Source organism: Arsenicicoccus sp. UBA6765 (assembly GCF_002453335.1).
Taxonomy (GTDB): Bacteria; Actinomycetota; Actinomycetes; order Actinomycetales; family Dermatophilaceae; genus Arsenicicoccus; species Arsenicicoccus bolidensis.
The window spans coordinates 1-17440 of record NZ_DKGR01000062.1 but is presented as its reverse complement, the minus strand read 5'-3'; the positions used below and the strand labels follow the sequence as shown (position 1 = coordinate 17440).

General features: G+C 72.0%; 21 protein-coding genes and 1 pseudogene. 10 read left to right on the top strand and 12 right to left on the bottom strand.

What is annotated here, in order from left to right; genetic code table 11:
- The first annotated feature begins 190 nt into the window (after positions 1-190).
- A complete protein-coding gene (locus tag B4K29_RS16935; protein ID WP_286968316.1) occupies positions 191-1105 on the top strand; it encodes a sigma-70 family RNA polymerase sigma factor in 915 nt (304 codons plus the stop codon).
- A gap of 62 nt (positions 1106-1167) precedes the next feature.
- Positions 1168-1635: a carboxymuconolactone decarboxylase family protein gene (locus tag B4K29_RS16930; protein WP_019287341.1), complete on the top strand. Its 468-nt coding sequence runs from the start codon at positions 1168-1170 to the stop codon at positions 1633-1635.
- A gap of 92 nt (positions 1636-1727) precedes the next feature.
- Here B4K29_RS16930 and B4K29_RS16925 read toward each other — a convergent pair whose 3' ends face one another.
- Both B4K29_RS16925 and B4K29_RS16920 read right to left on the bottom strand, forming a co-directional pair.
- Positions 1728-2525: a hypothetical protein gene (locus tag B4K29_RS16925; RefSeq protein WP_286968314.1), complete on the bottom strand. Its 798-nt coding sequence runs from the start codon at positions 2523-2525 to the stop codon at positions 1728-1730.
- 64 nt (positions 2526-2589) lie between these two features.
- Positions 2590-2811, bottom strand: coding sequence for a type II toxin-antitoxin system Phd/YefM family antitoxin (locus tag B4K29_RS16920; protein ID WP_286968312.1), 222 nt, complete (start codon positions 2809-2811; stop codon positions 2590-2592).
- 118 nt (positions 2812-2929) lie between these two features.
- On the opposite strand from B4K29_RS16920, the gene B4K29_RS16915 reads away from it, so the two are divergent.
- Positions 2930-3847: an NADP-dependent oxidoreductase gene (locus B4K29_RS16915; protein WP_286968310.1), complete on the top strand. Its 918-nt coding sequence runs from the start codon at positions 2930-2932 to the stop codon at positions 3845-3847.
- A 208-nt stretch (positions 3848-4055) separates the two neighbouring features.
- Complete coding sequence (locus B4K29_RS16910) at positions 4056-4808, top strand: phosphotransferase (protein ID WP_286968308.1); 753 nt, start codon at positions 4056-4058, stop codon at positions 4806-4808.
- Positions 4809-4880: 72 nt separating this feature from the next.
- Here the strand turns inward: B4K29_RS16910 and B4K29_RS16905 are convergent, their stop codons facing one another.
- The gene (locus B4K29_RS16905; RefSeq protein ID WP_286958895.1) at positions 4881-5495 is read right to left on the bottom strand and encodes a TetR family transcriptional regulator; all 615 of its coding nucleotides are present in this window, start codon (positions 5493-5495) and stop codon (positions 4881-4883) included.
- A gap of 157 nt (positions 5496-5652) precedes the next feature.
- Between B4K29_RS16905 and B4K29_RS16900 the strand changes: the two genes are divergently transcribed.
- The gene (locus B4K29_RS16900) at positions 5653-6639 is read left to right on the top strand and encodes an ABC transporter permease (RefSeq protein ID WP_286968306.1); all 987 of its coding nucleotides are present in this window, start codon (positions 5653-5655) and stop codon (positions 6637-6639) included.
- A 22-nt stretch (positions 6640-6661) separates the two neighbouring features.
- Positions 6662-7210 (top strand): YciI family protein, encoded by a 549-nt coding sequence (locus B4K29_RS16895; RefSeq protein ID WP_286968303.1) that lies wholly within the window; start codon positions 6662-6664, stop codon positions 7208-7210.
- 359 nt (positions 7211-7569) lie between these two features.
- On the opposite strand, the gene B4K29_RS16890 is transcribed toward B4K29_RS16895, so the two are convergent.
- Complete coding sequence (locus B4K29_RS16890; RefSeq protein ID WP_286968301.1) at positions 7570-7971, bottom strand: NUDIX domain-containing protein; 402 nt, start codon at positions 7969-7971, stop codon at positions 7570-7572.
- A gap of 144 nt (positions 7972-8115) precedes the next feature.
- Between B4K29_RS16890 and B4K29_RS16885 the strand changes: the two genes are divergently transcribed.
- Positions 8116-8496 (top strand): phosphotransferase, encoded by a 381-nt coding sequence (locus B4K29_RS16885; RefSeq protein ID WP_286958891.1) that lies wholly within the window; start codon positions 8116-8118, stop codon positions 8494-8496.
- Positions 8497-8524: 28 nt separating this feature from the next.
- Here B4K29_RS16885 and B4K29_RS16880 read toward each other — a convergent pair whose 3' ends face one another.
- Entirely contained in the window at positions 8525-9478 is a 954-nt protein-coding gene (locus tag B4K29_RS16880) for a LysR family transcriptional regulator (RefSeq protein WP_286958889.1), read from the bottom strand.
- Here B4K29_RS16880 and B4K29_RS16875 point away from each other — a divergent pair.
- Positions 9477-10883, top strand: a pseudogene (locus B4K29_RS16875) (MFS transporter); the annotation flags it as partial. The gene B4K29_RS16880 and the pseudogene B4K29_RS16875 overlap by 2 nt on opposite strands.
- 71 nt (positions 10884-10954) lie before the next feature.
- Here B4K29_RS16875 and B4K29_RS16870 read toward each other — a convergent pair.
- The 4 genes from B4K29_RS16870 to B4K29_RS16855 are packed head-to-tail and all read right to left on the bottom strand — an operon-like array spanning position 10955 to position 13503.
- A complete protein-coding gene (locus B4K29_RS16870; protein WP_286958888.1) occupies positions 10955-11434 on the bottom strand; it encodes a putative immunity protein in 480 nt (159 codons plus the stop codon).
- Positions 11435-11460: 26 nt separating this feature from the next.
- Positions 11461-12027 (bottom strand): putative immunity protein, encoded by a 567-nt coding sequence (locus tag B4K29_RS16865; RefSeq protein ID WP_286958887.1) that lies wholly within the window; start codon positions 12025-12027, stop codon positions 11461-11463.
- Positions 12024-12845 (bottom strand): PhzF family phenazine biosynthesis protein, encoded by an 822-nt coding sequence (locus B4K29_RS16860; protein WP_286961786.1) that lies wholly within the window; start codon positions 12843-12845, stop codon positions 12024-12026. The genes B4K29_RS16865 and B4K29_RS16860 overlap by 4 nt, the downstream gene beginning before the upstream one ends.
- Before the next feature lie 4 nt (positions 12846-12849).
- Positions 12850-13503: a TetR/AcrR family transcriptional regulator gene (locus B4K29_RS16855; RefSeq protein ID WP_019287362.1), complete on the bottom strand. Its 654-nt coding sequence runs from the start codon at positions 13501-13503 to the stop codon at positions 12850-12852.
- Between the two features lie 20 nt (positions 13504-13523).
- On the opposite strand from B4K29_RS16855, the gene B4K29_RS16850 reads away from it, so the two are divergent.
- Positions 13524-14153 carry a nitroreductase/quinone reductase family protein gene (locus B4K29_RS16850; protein ID WP_286968298.1) on the top strand — a complete coding sequence of 210 codons (630 nt, stop codon included), beginning with the start codon at positions 13524-13526 and terminating at the stop codon, positions 14151-14153.
- A 32-nt stretch (positions 14154-14185) separates the two neighbouring features.
- Positions 14186-14575, top strand: coding sequence for a hypothetical protein (locus B4K29_RS16845; protein ID WP_286968297.1), 390 nt, complete (start codon positions 14186-14188; stop codon positions 14573-14575).
- A gap of 75 nt (positions 14576-14650) precedes the next feature.
- On the opposite strand, the gene B4K29_RS16840 is transcribed toward B4K29_RS16845, so the two are convergent.
- The 3 genes from B4K29_RS16840 to B4K29_RS16830 all read right to left on the bottom strand — a co-directional run bounded on the left by B4K29_RS16840 (position 14651) and on the right by B4K29_RS16830 (position 17052).
- Positions 14651-14992, bottom strand: coding sequence for a DUF2200 domain-containing protein (locus B4K29_RS16840; RefSeq protein WP_029212921.1), 342 nt, complete (start codon positions 14990-14992; stop codon positions 14651-14653).
- A 147-nt stretch (positions 14993-15139) separates the two neighbouring features.
- Positions 15140-15751 (bottom strand): maleylpyruvate isomerase family mycothiol-dependent enzyme, encoded by a 612-nt coding sequence (locus tag B4K29_RS16835; protein WP_286961784.1) that lies wholly within the window; start codon positions 15749-15751, stop codon positions 15140-15142.
- Positions 15752-15825: 74 nt separating this feature from the next.
- Positions 15826-17052: a multidrug effflux MFS transporter gene (locus B4K29_RS16830; RefSeq protein WP_286961783.1), complete on the bottom strand. Its 1227-nt coding sequence runs from the start codon at positions 17050-17052 to the stop codon at positions 15826-15828.
- Positions 17053-17440 lie beyond the last annotated feature (388 nt).

Here is a 17440-nt window from a genome sequence, read left to right as displayed (position 1 = left end):
CCATTGGGAGACACGCCCTAGGCGACCGGAAGTGACCCGCCGGGGCAGGTTGGCCGGCCAGACGCGGGCCTAGGCGACCAGAAATGACCCGTCGGGTCAGCTCGTGCGCGAATGGCGGCGGACGCGCGTTACGTCAGGGCGGTGCCGGCCGTCATTCCCATGACGACACCGACGGAGGAAGGTGGTCACCATGGACGGTCTGACCGGAGGTGGAGACGGAGGCAGCGACGGAGACGCTGACGTCCTCGCCGCGGCCTTCGAGGCACACCGGGGTCGGCTCGAGGCCGTCGCCGTGCGGATGCTCGGGTCGCGGACCGACGCCGAGGACGCCCTGCAGGAGGCGTGGTTGCGGCTGTCGCGCCAGGACGTGGACAGCATCGACAACCTCGCGGGCTGGCTGACCACCGTCGTCGGTCGTGTCTGCATCGACGTGCTGCGGTCCCGTGCGAGCCGGGGCGCGACGGCATACGACGAAAGAACCCCCGAGCTGGTCGTGGTCGAGGACGGGAGCCCGGCCCCCGAGGAGGAGGCCGTGCTCGCGGAGTCCGTCGGGCTGGCGATGCTCGTGGTGCTGCAGACGCTCACCCCGGCCGAGCGGCTGGCGTTCGTGCTGCACGACATGTTCGCCGTGCCGTTCGCCGACATCGGTCAGATCCTCGGCCGGTCGACGGACGCCACCAAGATGCTGGCCAGCCGGGCCCGGCGCAAGGTCCGGGGGAGACCGGCGGACCCGGGCCACGGGCGTGAGGGGCGCGCCGTCGTCGCGGCCTTCCTCATGGCTGCGCGGGAGGGCGACTTCGACGGGCTGCTCGCGGTCCTGGACCCGAACGTCACCCTGCGCATCGACAACCCGCGCGGATCCAGCGTGCGCATCGGCGCCACGGAGGTCGCGACCCTCGCCGAGCGCGGCGCTCGTGGCGCGGCGATGGCCTGGGCGGCGATCGTCAACGGCTTGCCGGGCGTGGTGTTCCGGAGCAAGGACGGCAGGGCCTTCGGCGTCGTGGGGTGCACGGTCGTGGACGGGCTGATCGTGGAGATCGTGTCGGTCAACGACCGCGCCCGGGTGCTGGCGGCCGGTGTGCAGGACCGGCCTCCGGCGGGGTGACGGTGTTACGTCTGTGGCCGGGCCGCCGTCATACGGGTATCACCGCAACCAAGGAGAACGTGATGGAAGCCCGACTCAACCCCTTTGCCCACGACACCCTCATGACCATCCTCCCGCACGTGATCTCGGCCGGCCGCGCCGCGAGCGGAGCGCTGCCCGAACGCGTCGCCGAGCTGGTCAACATCCGCGCCAGCCAGATCAACGGCTGCGGCGCCTGCCTCGACATGCACGTCAAGGAGGCGCTCCACGCCGGCGAGACCCCGCTGCGCGTCAACCTCGTGGGAGCCTGGCGCGAGACCACCGTCTTCACCGAGCAGGAGCGCGCCGCACTCGCGCTCACGGAGGAGGGCACCCGCCTCGCCGACAGCACGGGCGTCAGCGACGAGACCTGGTCGTATGCCGCCCACCACTTCGACGAGTCGACGCTCGGTGCCCTGGTCGCCCAGATCGCGCTCATCAACACCTTCAACCGCTTCAACGTCATCACCCGCCAGCAGGGCGGTCACTACGAGGTCGGCCAGTTCGCCTGACTCACCGCGTGGAGTGCAAGCCTCCGACATCCCCGACATCTACGCGATGCCGGGGGTGCGGTGCGCCGAGAGGCGCTGCGTCGACGCAAGGTTCAGCGCCAGGTGCCGATCTGATCGACGAACTGGTCTGCTATCAGCCGAAGTCCGTCGTCGAGGACCCGCTCGACCTCAGACCGCTCGACGCGGCTTTCACCGTCGCCCCACGCCAGCAGCAAGCCCAGGTCGTCCCGCAGCTCGGGGTGGATCCCGCCCCAGCGCGAGGCAGCCCGCGCCCGGTCGGTGGTCCACGTCCCGTCGTGCACGCTGACCAGTCCGGCCACGGCGACGAGCGTCTTGCGGCCGATGCTGCGGGCCAGGGCACCCACGGCAGCCTGGGCGGGCTGGTCCTGGTCGGCTCCCTCCGGGATGCGAGCCAGCGTGTCCCGCCAGGCTTCTCGCCGCGCGGGCAGGTCTCCGTTGAAGCCGCGGGCGGCCGCACGGTCCCCGCGGTAGGGCGGCAGGTCGGCGGCCGGGTCGGGCCCCGCGAGCCAGACGCAGTAGTGACGGAGGAAGACGCGGTTGCCGTAGCCCTCGTCGTGGGACCCCAAGTCCTGAGTGGTGGCGGTGCCGATGGCTACCTCACGCGCCAAGGACCGGTGCTGGGCGGAGAGCCTGCGGGTCAGCATCGCCGCCTCGGCGGGGTCGAGGCCGATCGCCAGCAGGTCGACGTCGGAGCGCCCGACGACCGCCTGTCCCGTCGCCACCGAACCGTAGAGGTAGAGCGGCACCTGAAGGTCGAGGCGGCTCACGACGTCAGCGATGACAGGCTGGAACTCGACCGGGACCCGATCACGGCTCGCGCCGGTCACGATCGTCCCGTCCGGGGCCAGCGACTCGTACGGATCGCGCATCAGCGAGCACCCGTCCCGATGCCGGCGCCCAGGGAGCCGGCACGCCGTGAACTCCATTCGGCGGTCACTCCCACGCTCCCAGCTCCGCCTGCGTCGGCGGAGCGTCGACGTCGTCCGGCACCTCGAACCGCATCATCGCGAACGTCCGTGGTGCCGGCGCGGCCGCAGGGACCATGCGGGCCACGGGTCGCTCGTCCCTCAGGATCGTGACCTCGTCGCCAGCTTGCACCTCGTCGAGTACCTGCCCGAGGTGGGCCCTGAGGTACTGCTCCGTGTGGTTGCGCACGGACCCAATCTGAGCCACCGCTGCTCGAGGGTCAACAGGCGCTGCTGTGGAGCGTGGCGCGCCGCAGGAGGAGACTGCGAGCACGTTTGGCTGCGGACGTCGAGGTGGAGGAGAGCTGATGCGCATCTACGGATTCACGGAGTATGGCGGGCCCGAGGTCGAGCGCTTCCTGGACGTGCCGGACCTGGTGGTGACGCCGGGCGCGGTGCTCGTCCGTCTGCGGGCCGCCGGGCTCAACCCCGCCGACATCAAGGTCCGCAGCGGGCAGCGCCAGGGCAAGGTCGAGGTGCGCTTCCCGATGGCCATGGGGCGCGAGGCCGCGGGCACGGTGGTCGAGGACCCGTCGGGCCGCTTCCGCGAGGGCGAGCTCGTCTTCGGTTCGTGCGCCTCGGGATTCGGCGCTCTCGGTGATCTCGTCCTGCTCGAGCTCGACCAGACGGCACGCGTCCCCGACGGGGTCGAGGCGGAGCAGGCCGCCTGCATCCCGGTCGCCATCGGGACGGCGTGGGATGCCCTCGGCGAGCTGGGGGTCGGGACGGGTGGCACGGTCTTGGTGCTCGGAGCCGGGGGAGGGGTGGGCGTGCACGCCGCGCAGCTCGCCGCGCACCTCGGGGCCCGCGTCATCGGGGTGGCGAGCGCGGCCAAGGCCGAGCTCGTCGCGAGCGCGGGCGCGGAGCACGTCGAGTCCGGGGATGGGTGGGCCGAGGTCGTGGCGGAGCTCGCGGCCGAGGGTGTCGACGCCGTGGTGGACGCCGTCGGCGGGGACACGCTGCGGCAGGCCGCCGCCCTGGCCAAGCACCCGTCGGCGATCCGGAGCTCGGCCTCGCCGGCGCTCGCGACCGAGCTGGGCGGGTCGGGCATCACCCGTCGTCGGGACGCGTCGGTGTATGCCGAGCTGGCCGATCTCGTGGCCCGGCAGGACCTCCGACCTGTCATCCACGCGACCTACCCGCTGGCCGAGGCGCCGGCAGCGGTCGCGGAGGTCGCGTCGGGTCACGCCACCGGCAAGGTCGTCATCTCCGCGCAGGTGGGGTGAGGACGGGGAGCAGCAGCTCCACGCGCCGACCTGGTCACCATCTGTGCCGCGCGGACCCGCGTCCCGCTCGAGCAGCCGCAGGTGTTGGCGCGCGCAATCCGAGCGTTCTGGGATCGGATGGCCTGACCCTGCGCCGAGCACGGCGGGGCGCGAGCCGGGCTGTGCGGCATGCCCGCTCACCCGACGACGCTCGCGTTAGGGTCGTCGCATGGAACCCGAGGCCGAGCAGCCCCTGCAGGGAGGCAACGCGACCGAGGGTGTCGTGCGGGTCGGTGACACCGTCCGCAAGCCGTGGTTGCCCACCACCGAGCGGACCATCGGCTACCTGGAGACGCTGCGCGAGCGGGGCATCGACGTGCCGGCGACGCACGGGCGCGACGAGCGGGGCCGGCTCGTCCTGAACTACGTGCCCGGGACCCTGGCGATGGACGTCGCCCCGCTCGGCACGGACCAGGTGTGGCGGGTGGGTCGGCTCGTGCGGTCGATCCACGACGCGAGCGTTGGCCTGCCGGTGCCGGACGACTGGCCGGTGCTGCTTCCGGCATACGGACCAGACCTGTTGTGCCACAACGACCTTGCGACCTGGAACCTGATCATCGACGGCGACCGCTTGGTCTTCATCGACTGGGACGGAGCCGGCCCGAGCACGCGCCTGTGGGACCTCGCGTATGCCGCGATCGCGTTCGCGCACCTCTTCCCGGGCGCCGACGTGGCGGAGTCGGCCGAGAGGCTCGCGGCGTTCGTCGACGGCTACGGCGCAGATCGCGGTCTGCGAGATGCGTTGCCCGCCACCATGATCGATCGCGCCCAGGCGATGCACGACCTGCTCAGGAGCTCGCACGAGACCGGCCGCGAGCCCTGGGGCAGCATGTATGCCGAGGGCCACGGCGAGCACTGGCACGGCACCGTCGAGTTCATCCGTGCGCACGAACGACATTGGCGCACAGCCCTCGTCGACTAGGGCGTGTTGAGCCCGCACGTCCGAGATCGGGGCCGCTTCTGGTGGCTATGACCACCAGGAGCGGCCCCGATGTCAGGAGATGCCGTCGGGGAGGGGGCCGGTGAGGTAGCCCTGGACGGTGGGGGCGATCATCGTGACGAGGTCGTCGAAGCTGTGCGCGACCAGCGGGGGAGCCTTGAGGATGTAGCGGCCCAGGGCGATGCCGACGATGTGCGTCATGGCGGTGGCCATGCGCAGGCCGGGATGGTCGTCGGGGAGGTGCGGAAGCATGTCGTGCAGCACCGCCTCCACCGCGAACTCGCGGAACTGGTCCAGGGCCTGGTCGTTGGCGAAGGCCGACACCACCAGCGCGCGGAGCGGAGCTGCGGTGACCGGGTCCTCCCAGAGGCCGAGGTAGGAGCGGGTCAGGCGCTCGCCCCACTCCTCCTGCGGCCCGGTCGCCGACTCGCGGACCGCGGCCATCGCCTCCGGGGGCAGCGCCAGTGATGCGGCGAAGAGCCCTTCCTTGTCGCCGAAGAAGTGCCTGATCAGGCCCGGATCGACGCCGGCCTGGCCGGCGATCGCGCGCAGCGTCGCCCCCTTGTAGCCGTGCTGGGTGAACTGGTCGCGCGCGGCGTCGAGGATCGCGTCCTTGGTGGAGACCGGGCCGGGTCGGCGGCCCGTCCGGCCGTTCGTGTCGACGCTCATCCGTCACTCTCCTCGCTGCGGTGGCTTCTCCAAACTGTATCCGCCGATGTTGACTTCCACGATTGTGGAGTTCTACGATTGTGGAAATCCAGGTCGCTGAACCACTGAGTCGTCATACGACCTCCGGGCTCCGGCCGCACTCGATCGAGGAGTCACCATGGCCACCAGCACCGCCACCCGCACAGCCACCCACCGAGGGGGCGCCGACCCACGCGTGCTGCTCGGCGCCATCCTCGGCATCCCGACCGTCATCGCCCTCATGCTCCTTGCCTTCGCCGTTCCCGCGCTGAGCTCCGGCGCCAAGGACCTGCCCCTCGCCGTCAGCGGCCCCGCGCCTGCTGTCGCGCAGCTCACCGGGATGCTGGGCAAGACCAGCCCCGGCACCTTCGACGTCGCGACCTATCCCACGGCGCAGGAGGCGGCGACCGCCATCCGTGAGCGCGAGGCGATAGGTGGCCTGTCCGTGGCACCCACCGGCGTGACGGTCCAGACCGCGGCCGGGGCGGGTGCGCCATACTCCGCTCTGCTCAAGGGAATCGGCGCCCAGCTGGCCGCCAAGGGTCAGCAGGTGACCTACTCCGAGCTGGCGCCCATGCCCCAGGACGACCCCGCCGGCGCCGCCCTGATGACCCTCGGACTGCCCCTCATCTTCGGCGGTATGGCGTCCGCGGCCGCCCTCGTCCTCGCCTACAGCGGCTCCGCTGCTGGGCGTCTCGGTGGCGTCCTCGCGATCTCGGCGCTCGGCGGACTCGTGGCGACGGCAATCCTGCAGCACGGCTTCGGGGTGCTGGACGGAAGCTACTGGCTCACGTCGGCTGCCGTCGCTGCGGGCATCGCCGCCATCTCGGCGACCGTCGTCGGCCTCGGCTCGCTGCTGGGCGTCGCCGGGATCGGCATCGGTGCGGTGCTGATGCTCTTCGTCGCCAACCCGCTGTCGGGACTGGCCACCGGTCCCGCGTGGCTGCCCCAGCCGTGGGGCGAGATCGGTCAGTACCTCCCCGTCGGCGCGGCGGCGACGGCGGTACGGTCGGCGGCGTACTTCGACGGTGCGGGGGCGACCCGCGCGTGGGTCGTGCTCGCGGCCTGGATCGTGGTCGGCGTCCTGCTCGCCCTGATCCCGCGCCGCCGCCCCGCTGCCGCTTGACCTCAGGGGCAGGCTGGGGCGCATGGACTTCTTCTGCTTCCATCGCGACCGGGTCGGCGCCGAGCAGCTGCGCGTGAGCATGGTCGAGGAGCACTGGTCCTACATGGACCGGTTCGACGGCCGCTTCGTCGCCCGCGGTCCGACCTTCGACCAGGAGGGCACGTTGAGCGGCAGCGTGCACGTCGTTGCCCTGCCCGATGCCGCCGCGGCGTGGGCCTTCGCCTTCGAGGAGCCCGGCTACCAGGCGGGCGCCTCTCGCGACGTGCTGGTGAGGCGCTGGCACAACGTGCTCGGGCGAACGATGTGGTCGTATGCCGGTGACCACCGCAGCGAGAACCTCTACCTGGTGCTGGGATTCGCGCGAGCGCCGCGTCCCGTCAGCGAGCTCGCCGCTCCTCCTGGCGATCTCGTGGCCTACGGGCCGCTGCTCTCCGACGACGGTCGTCAGGAGCTCGGCGTGGCGGCGCTGCTGGCGGCCAAGGACCGGGTCGATGCCCGCGGGGTGCTGGGTGGCGGCGACCATGTCGGGATCGAGGTGCACGGCTGGGAGTTCGGTGGTCGCCGGGGCTAGCAGGGCCTGTGCGGTGCCGGCGGATCCGCGTTCCGGTTGCGCCATGCCCGACGTCGCGCGTCCCGATCTGCCGCCGTCGTTCGGCGTCGGTCAGGCCGATCAGCGGGCTCAGGCTCGGGAACTCGCATGCACAACGACCCATTGCCGCAGGTGGCGGCCACGGATCGGGGCGTTGTGCATGGAGTCGCGCCGTGGCCCCTGCCCGGACGAGGTGCACGGCCGGGATCGGGGCTGCTTTGGGTGGCTATGACCACCAGGAGTGACCCCGATGTCGCGAGAGGGCGTGAGGGGAAGGGATCCTCGCAGCACGAGCCTGAACGGGTTGCTCAGTGGAGCGCTCACGCCGGTCTGGTCGAGGCTCACTGGTCGACGAGCAGCCCGAGCAGGAGGGGCAGCAGGGCTGGGTGGGCCAGGGACAGGTCCGACAGCTCGGAGGCCGTGAACCACCCCAGGGCGTCGTGCTCGTCGGGCGCCAGGTTGGCCGGTTCGCCCGACCAGCCGGTCACCAGGAAGGCGTGCATCTCGAGCGTCGGGTCGTCGATCGTGATCCTCACCGGCGCCGGGTCGTGGATGGTGACGCCGAGCTCCTCCAGACATTCGCGCACCACCGCGTCGGCCGGGGTCTCGCCGGTCTCGACATGGCCGCCGACGAGATCCCAGCAGTCGGGGTACCAGCGGCGCTGCGGGTGCCGGTGCCCGAGCAGGACGCTGCCGTCGCGGACCAGGGCTGCAGCGGCGATCCGGTCAGGCGCCTGGGACATGTGGCCAGGCTACCCAGGGCCCGGAACTCGCCTGCACACGAATCATTGCCGCAGGTGGTGGCCGCTGATGGGGGCGTTGTGCGTGCGAGTTGCGGGGTCTCGTTGACCGGACGAGCGTCACGCCCGTGATCGGGGCTGCTCTTGGTGGCTATCACCACCAGGAGTGGCCCCGATGTCGCGAGATGCCGTCAGGGAACCGTCGAGAGGCGACTGACGGGGGGCAATCCGCCTGGGCAACCCGCTCTGGCCGGGGTGCTGGACTTCGGCGACATGTTCGCGGGCGACCCGGCCTGTGACCTCGCGGCCGCGTGGGTCCTGCTGCCCGACAACGCTGCTGGTGGCTTCTTCGACTCCTACGGCCGCGTCGACGACGCCACCGTGACCCGCGCGAGAGGGTGGGCGGTGCTGCGTGCGTTGATACTGATCATGGTCGGTGCCAATGGCCGCCTCGGTCGGCCGGGCGGCAAGCCGACCTGGGAGCCTGCCGGCTACGCCGCGTTGGACCGGTCCGTCCGCCACCCCTGACGGCGATGGAGCAGGGCGGGCGGATCCGTCATACCTGCGTGCCTGCCTCGATCCGCACCGGGTGCAGGTCGAGCGTGGGGTCCTCCATGGCGTCGGCCGCTCGCCGGACGACGTCGCGGAGCCAGGTGTTGCCGGGGTCCGCGGACTGCAGGGGATGCCAGAACATGCCCTCCACCAGCGGGATCTCGAGCTCGTCGGCGACGGCGATCGCCACGAGCCGGCCGTCGCGCACGGCCCGGGCGGCGAGCCGACGGGGCACCAGCGCCACGAGGTCGGTGCCCTCGACGATGGACGGCAGCGCCTGGAACCCCGAGATCCGCGCCGCGACGCGAGGCGCCTGGTCGACCTCGGCGAAGAAGCGCATCGGCGGGGTGATGATGCTGCCGCCGAACTCGCCGATGGCCTGGGGCGCCGCGGCGACGTCGGCGACGGTGAGCCGGTCGGCCGCCAGCAGCGGGTGCGCGGGGTCGAGCAGCACCACGAAGTCGTCGCGGAACAGGGCGCGGCTGTCCCCCGGCAGCGCGAAGCCCATCGGGCCGATCACGAGATCGACCTGGTTGAAGACGTGCGGCGTGCTGATGGGGCGCGAGGTCGGCACCACGTCGACGCGGATCCCGGGGGCCTCCTGCGTCATCCGGGCTCGCAGGTGGCGCAGCAGCACGGACGCCACGTAGTCCGACGCCGCGATGACGAACGTCCGGTCGCTCGTGGAGGGGGCGAAGCCCGCGTGCAGCTGCAGCGCCTCCTGGACGTCGGCCATGGCCCGGTCCACCCGCGGGGCCAGCGCCTCCGCGAACTGCGTCAGCTCGTAGCCGCGGCCGGCGCGCACGAGCAGCTCGTCGTTGAAGTGGCGCCGCAGCCGCCCGAGCGACGCGCTCATCGACGACTGGCTCAGATGCATCCTCTCGGCGGCCCGCGACACGTTGCGCAGCTCGAGCAGCGCCTGCAGCGAGGGCAGCAGATTGAGGTCGACATCCTTCATGTGGGCATTGTCCGCCGGGGGCCGGCCTCCGCGCCGGGGGTCGGCGGAAGTCCACCCCTCGGCTGGTATCGACCGCCGCGATACCAGGGCCAGCCGGGTCGCGCTTCCGCCCCGCCGGGTTCCCCGCCAGGGTTGGCCCACTCATCGCCTGAGCAATGGAGCCAGCATGTCCGCACCGCCCGCCACCCCCAGCCCCGCCGTCGTGGTCAACCCACGCACCGGCCGGCCCGCCGGGCCCCTCGAGGGTGCCATCCTCCTGGCCTGTGCCTGCATGTCCGTGCTCGCGGCCGTGCTCATGGCGCCCAACCTGCCCCGCATCCAGGAGGCCTTCGCCGGCACCCCGGGCGTCGAGGCGCTCGCCCCCATGGTCGTCACCGTCCCCGCGCTCATGGTCGGGCTCACCGCGCTGATCGCCGGCCGGGTCGTCGACCGGGTCGGCCGCAAGCGCCTCCTCGTCGGCGCCCTGGTGCTGTATGCCGTCGCCGGCACCGCCCCGCTGTGGCTGCCCACGCTGCCTCTCATCGTCGCCAGCCGGGTCCTCGTCGGCCTGTGCGAGGCCGTGATCATGACCGCGTGCACGACGCTGCTCGCCGACTACTTCCACGGCGCGCAGCGCGTGCGCTACTTCGGCTATCAGGTGATGACGACGACGATCGCCGCCACCGTGCTCTTCGGGCTGGGTGGCGCGCTGGGCGCCTCCAGCTGGCGGGTCCCGTTCGGGCTATATGCCGTGGGCCTGGTCCTGGCCGTGCTCTGCGCGGTGTTCCTGTTCAACACCACCCACGTGCCGGAGGGCGACGAGGCCTTGCCGCCGGTGCGGTGGAGCCTGCTCCTGGCGCCGGTCGCGGTGAGCTTCCTCGGCGGGCTGGTCTTCTACGTGCTGATCGTGCAGCTGTCCTATCGCCTCGTCGAGGTCGGCGTGACGTCGCCGCCGATGATCGGGCTGGTCAGCGCCATCGCGTCGGTCGGGACGGCGGCCGGGTCGTTCACCTTCACCCGCATCGCTGGTCGCGGGCACGCCTTCACGGTGCCCCTGGCCTTCGTCCTGTCCGGGCTGGGTCTGCTGGGCATGGGGCTGGCGCCGTCGGTGGCGCTGCTCGTGCCCGCGGCCGTGGTCACGGGCTTCGGCAACGGCCTGCTCCTGCCCAGCCTTCTGACCTGGACGCTCACCCCGCTCACCCACGAGCAGCACGGGCGGGGCACGGGCCTGTGGACCTCGGCGAGCTTCCTCGGCAACTTCGTCTGCCCGATCCTCGTCCTCGTCCTGGCGGGGGCCTTCGGCGGACTCGGGGTCGCCATCGTCGCGGTGGGCGTGCTCTCCCTGGTGGTCGGCGTGGCTGTCCGTCTGGGCCGTGGGTCGCGCCGGCCGCACCGCGGTCGAGGCGGCCGAGGCGCCTGGCGTCGCCCACTGAGGCAGGCGGGGCGGCATACGGTCGGGCGCCTGGGCAGCTCAGCCGGGCCTCTCGGTCCGGCGGCTCAGCCCGAGAACACCGACCAGCAGATCTCGTCGCGGCGGGCCTGGTCGTCGAGGACGAGCTGCCGCACCTGTGGCGGGAGCTGGTCACGCTGCCAGTCCCGCTCGGCGCGCGCGGCGTCCGGATCGTGCGGCTCCGCGGCGCGAATCGCCTTGATGGCGTAGGCCGCCGCCCCCAGGTCGTGCTCGGCGACGTGACCGACGCAGGCGGCCTGACCGGCGGCATACGCGGCGAAGCGGGCTGCGCCGGTGAGCGGGCGGGCGGCCCCCATGGCGTGGCCTCCGACGGCGCGGGCCTGCATCATCGGCACCTCGCCGCGAGCCCATCGCCGCGCCGCCTCGATGGCCTCACGCGGTCGCCGGTCGTCGGGCCGTTCGTGCTCGAACAGGGGCAGGACGCGCTCGGCGCAGGTCGCCGCCCACAGGGCGAGGAGCTGGTGGTCCTCGTCGGTGAGGGTGCCGCCGCGGCGCGTCGTCACCATGCTCGGGTCGCGAACTCGGGGGAGGATCAAGGGCTCTCACCGTCCTCTACGTGTTCGCGCAGCGCGGCGTCCAGCTCGTGCACGACCCGCGCGGCGGGGCTGCTCCCCTCACCAGTCCGGGGATAACGACGCAGCACCGCGACGAGCAGGGGAGTGGCGGACCGCACGACCGACTCGACGGTGACGGGTTCGCCGCCGACGTCGCAGGCCGTGCCCCCACGCTGCTGGAACGCGCAGATGGCGTGGGCCGGGGCTCGCAGGATGTGCCCCACCTGGGCGGCGTCGGCGAGGGGGTGGAGGTAGGCAGAGGCGGCGGCATCGCCCGCGGCCATCGCCGCGTGCGCTGCGGACGCCGATCCGGCGCTTTTGGCGGAGCGGTGGGCGGCCGGGCCGGTCACTCGTTGCGCCCTGGAGCGAGGAGCGCCGTTCGCGAACTCCCATGCTGCGTCGAGCGCCTCGCGCGGACGCGGGTCGTGCGGCCGGTCTGCCTCGTGGATCGGCAAGGCCCGCTCGGCTGCCGTCGCCGCGAACCTGGTCACCTCTCGCAGCTCGGCCGTCGTGAGCTCGAAGTCCGGTGTGCGAGAGGACGTCACATCGCCAGCCGGCCGTCGACGACGACGATCGTGTCGCCGCCGATCCAGATGTCCTCGCCGTCGTCGTGCACGTGCACCCGTCCGCGGCGACCGATCTGGCTGCCCTGTGCGACGACATACGACTCCGGCACCTCCCCGCGCTCGCGGAGCCACTGCGCGAGCGCGCCGTTGAGGCTGCCGGTGACCGGGTCCTCGTATGTCGGCCCGAAACCCCTCACCTCGTAGGCGCACTCGCCTCCAGGGGCCTCGAGTCCGACGACCCCGATGTGCAGCCCGCCGCGATCCGCGGAGGGGCGCAGGGCGCGGACCGCGTCGGCGTCGCGCAGCTGGACCAGCCGCCACTCGGGTCCGTTGACGCCCCAGGCGTGGGCGACGATCTCGGCCGGGTCGATCGCGAGCATCGTTGCCATCCGTGCCACGTCGTCGTCGGGCAGCGGCCCCGTGCGCGTCCGCGGCGGCGTCGCGAAGGCGAGCCGGTCCTCCTCCAGCTGCACCGGCACCAGCCCCGCCGCACACTCCTGGATCAGTCGACCTGGCGTCCTGGGGACGCCGCCGAGCTCCAGCCAGGCGCGGGCCGAGCCGATCGTCGGGTGCCCGGCAAAGGGGTACTCCTGCCGGGGGGTGAAGATCCGGATGCGGTAGTCGGCCTCCGGATCCGTCGGTGCCAGCAGGTAGGTCGTCTCCGAGAAGTTCGTCCACGCAGCGAGGCGCTGCATCTGCTCGGTGGTGAGCTCGTCCGCGTCGGCGACCACGGCGAGCGGGTTGCCGGTGAGCCGGCCGGAGCTGAACACGTCGACCTCGAGGAACCGTCGCATCATGCGGTCATTGTCCTCCGGGAGCGTCGCCACGTCCTGTCCGGCCGGTCTCGTCGCCGAGCGGCGCGGGGGTCGGCCCGCTGACCGGCCCGCTGACCAGGCCGCTCACCAGCTCGTCGACGCAGGCGTTCAGCTCACGGCGGCTCAGCGTCCCGGGTGCGCTGATCGCGTGCAGGGCCAGGCCGTCGGTCGTCGCGAGGGCGACCCGTGCCCTGGTCTGGTCGTGGGCGTTCGTCGTGGTCGCGCCGCGGTCCTGGGCGAAGCATCGCGCGAGTGCGGCCAGGACGTCCCGCAGCACCTCCTCCTGCACGGCGGCCAGGCCGGGGTGGACGGCAGCCGCCGCGGAGAAGGCCATGACCACCCGTGCCTCGACGAGCCGCTCGTCATCGAGGGGGAGCAGCTGGTGCAGCGTGGCGACGAGGCGCGAGACGGGGTCCTGCTCCTGGGTCGCCAGCGCTCGCTGCGAGACCCGACCCACCACCCGCCGGAAGGCCTGCTCGAGCATCGCCTCCTTGGACGGGAAGTGGTACTGCACGGTCCCGATCGACACGTCGCCGCGCTGGGCGACGGCGCGGACGCTGAGGGCCTCGAGGCCACCCTCGGCGACGAGCTCGACCATCACCTCGGCCAGCCGTTCGGTCCTGGTTGACGCCCTCTCCATGCCCCGTATCATACGGTTGTATGAATCCATACGGTCGTATGACGCGGGCCATCCTGAGCGGAACGATCATCGTCATCGCCCTGACCTGGGCGATCTATGCCGTGGACCGTCGCGCCTGGCCGGGCGTGGCCTTGCCCGTCGGCGTCACCCTCCTCGGCGCGGTCAACGTCGTCCTGACCCTCCTGCGCCCCGGCCTCAAGGTCGCGGCCGTGCGACGGCTGCAGCGCTGGGTCGTCAACCCGCTGGTGCGGGGCCTGCTGCGGCTCGGTCTCAACCCGCTCGGCGTCACGCTCCTCGAGACCCGGGGGCGGCGGTCGGGGGAGGCGCGCGCGACCCCGGTGGGCGTCGCGCGCGACGGAGGCCGGGTGTGGCTCGTGGCCGAGCACGGTCACCGCGCCGGGTACGTCCGCAACATCGCGGCCGACCCACGCGTGCGGCTGCGGCTGAGGGAGGCGGGGCGGTGCCGCTGGGTCGACGGCATCGCCCACCTCGAGCCCACCGACGACCCCCTGGCCCGTCAGCGCTGGATGGCCGGCTGGAACCCCGTGCGATGGCTCAACGCCGCGATGGTGCGATTCCTGGGGGCCGAGCTCCTGTCGGTCCGCGTCGAGCTAGCCGGGCTCTCGGCGCCGGTCTACAGGGCAGAGTAGGAGCAGGAGTCCCGACGAGCTGAGGAGCGGACGTGTCGGAGGAGCAGAGGGTCAAGACCTACACGCGTCAGCAGGTGCTCGTGTGGAACGACAGGTGGTCCCACACGGACGTACGAATCATCGAGGAGAACCTCGACCGCCTGGGGGTCGTCAGCTATGTCTCGCCCCAGTCGGGGGGATACATCTGGTGCGTGGACGGGCAGGGTCGTCGAGTGATGAAGATCGCCGCCGGATACCTGGAGTTCAAAGACGAGTTCGCGCCGGACGAGGCGGAGAAGTGGGAGGGCGGACGATCAGGGGTGGACCTGTCGAACGCCCAGTTCAGAGGGCCTAACAGTGCTCGGCGAGACGAGTCGGCATCGATCTGCCCCGTGCACTTCGTGCAGCTGCCGAGCTCGGGGCGGTGCGACGACTGCGGGTGAGTGAACGGTCGGGCTGTCGCCGTCGCGGGCCGGTCTCACCCCTGCGCTCAACCTCGACCAGTAGCGGCGCCGGGCTCAGGCGCGCAGGACCTTGTCCATCGCCTTGCCCTTGGCCAGCTCGTCGACGAGCTTGTCGAGGTAGCGGATCTGCCGCATGAGCGGGTCCTCGACGTCCTCGACCCGGACGCCGCACACCACTCCCTTGATCAGCGACGTGCTGGGGTTGAGGCGGGCGTCGGCGAAGAAGTCCTCGAAGGTCGTGCCCGACTCCAGGTGCTGGGCCAGCTCGGCATCGTCGAACCCCGTCAGCCACCGGATGACCTGGTCGAGCTCGGCCTTGGTCCGCCCCTTCTTCTCCACCTTCGTGACGTAGTGGGGGTAGACCGACGCGACGCTGGTGGTGAAGATGCGGCTCATGGTCCCGGAGAGTATCCGTTCCCTCCACGCACCGGCGCGATCGGGTGGAGAACACCACCGCTGTCGGTGGCCTTCTCCACCCGTTGACGATGCGGTGGGGAACGGCGCCCGCTCCGACGGCTGACGCGGTTCAACAGCTGACGCGGGTCAGATCAGCGGTACCCCCGGGCCGGAGAGCGAGTCCTCACGCCAGCGGCGACCGCTCGTGACCATCAGCAGCTCGAGCGCAGGTCCGTGCACCTCTGGCCCCCGGCCCACGGCGAGGTCGGCGTCGTTCGCCACGAGGCGCACGCGGCCGGCGAGCTTCTTTGCGCCGCCGAAGGACTCGGGCGTCTTGACCTGGTAGCCGATGGCGGCGCAGACGGCTTCGGGCGGATAGCCGCGAGCGATGCCGAGTGGCTGTCGGATGTCCTCGCCGTGCGCGATCTCCTCGACGAGGCGGCTGGCCAGCGCGACGGGCGGCCCGCTCGTGCGGTCGGCGACGTGCCGCAACCGTTCGAGCGTCTGCGAGGGCGTGGCGCCACGCTCCGCGGCGATGCCGTCGGCGTTCTGCCGGTCGAAGTCGAACCTCGCCCGCACCATTGCCATCACGAGTCCGAGCGGCGTGGCCTTGGCGTTGTCGACGAGGTGCGCCGCCACGTCGTGGATGGTCCACCCCTCCGCCGCCGAATCCGTCTCCCACGCAATCGGATCCAGCGTGGCCAGGTCGTCGATCAGCGCGTGGCGCTCGGCGTGGACCAGGGCCCAGGTGTCGGTCATGGACCCAGCCTGACGCCCTCGCCCGGCGGCGACAAGGGCCCCGGCCGTATGCCGTCCGCCGCCGGCAGGCGGGGTCACCGCGAGGCGGCGGCGGGCGTCATACGGATCGGTGCGCTCGTCCCTCGGTGGGTGGCCGCAAAGATCAGGAGCGAGAGCAGGGCGCAGACGGCCATGCACAGAGCCATGGGCAGCACGGCCTCGTCGCCGCCGAGCCCCACGAGCGGGGAGACGAAGCCGCCGACGGCGAACTGCGCCGCCCCCATCAGCGCCGAGCTCGTGCCGGCGTGGTCGCGCCCGGCGTCCAGGGCGAGAGCGGACGTGTTGCCAAAGATCAGCCCCTGACCCGCGACGCACACGAAGAGCAGGACCAGCACGGGGACCAGGCTCACGCCGGTGACGGACAGGGCGAGCAGCGCCAGGGCGGACAGCGCCACCACGGCCTGGGCGCACAGGACGATCTGGGCCGAGGTGAACCTGCGCAGCAGGGCGTTGGCCAGAGCGGTCGCCAGCAGCATGCCGGCGGCGTTGACGGCGAAGGCGATGACGTACTGGGTCTCGCTGAGCCCCAGGCGATTCTGCAGGACATAGGTCGAGCCGGAGACGTAGGCGAACAGCGTGCCGAAGGAGGCGACACCGGCCAGCGCGAAGCCGAGGTATCGAGGGCGGCGGACCATCGTCGCGATCCCCGTGAAGACCTGGCGCACACCTCCCGAGTGCCGGGCCGCGGGCGGCAGCGACTCCGGGACGACGAAGAACACGGCCAGCGCCAGCACCGCCGTCGCGACCGTGATCACCGTGAAGACCAGCCGCCAGTCGCCCAGCGCCAGCACGACGCCGCCGAGGGACGGCGCGAGCACCGGCGACACCCCCGTGATCATCATCATGTAGTTCATGAAGCGGGTGGTCTCGTCGCCCTCGCTCAGGTCGGAGATCATCGAGCGCGCGATGACGACCCCGGCCGCGCCGCTGAACCCCATGACGAAGCGGCACGCCACCAGGAGCTCGACCGTCGGCGCGAGCGTGCAGCCGAGGCTGGCGAGGAAGCAGACCAGCGAACCGACGAGCAGCGGTCTCCTGCGGCCGATCTGGTCCGAGAGCGGCCCGATGACGAGCTGCCCCACCCCCAGCCCCACCATGAACGCCGACAGCGTCAGCTGGATCATCGAGGCGGGCGCCGCCAGATCGCGCGACATCTGCGGGAAGGCCGCGAGGTACATGTCGGTCGCGAGCGGCGAGAGCCCCGCCAGCGCTCCGAAGATGAGCAGCAGCGGCACGGTGACGCGTCGTCGTTCCTGGGGCACGAGGGGGTCCGTCCTGTCGAGGTCGTCCCTCCAGCGTGAGGCGGATCGGCCGGGTGGCTCGTCGTCGTCCACCGATCGGGCCGTATGCCGGAAGCCCACCGTCACGGCGTGGTCGCCGCGAGGCGGCTCGGACCCGCGGGCTCCTGCGCGCTCACGCTGGCGGTGGCGCTCAGGGTGGCGAGGGTGTCTCGTGCTGCAGGGTGAGACGGGTTCGGCAGCGCGAGACGGCGTGGCGTGAATGTGACTGTGGGTCAACGGGGTTCGACGGGCGGGGGTGCGGTGCGGGGTCGCTTGGGTGCGGGGGGTGAAAGTCCGCGCAGCCAGGTGACTGGATCTGTTGTTCCCAACACGCGTTCGATAGAATCGGGGCATGTCCTACCTCGAGGTG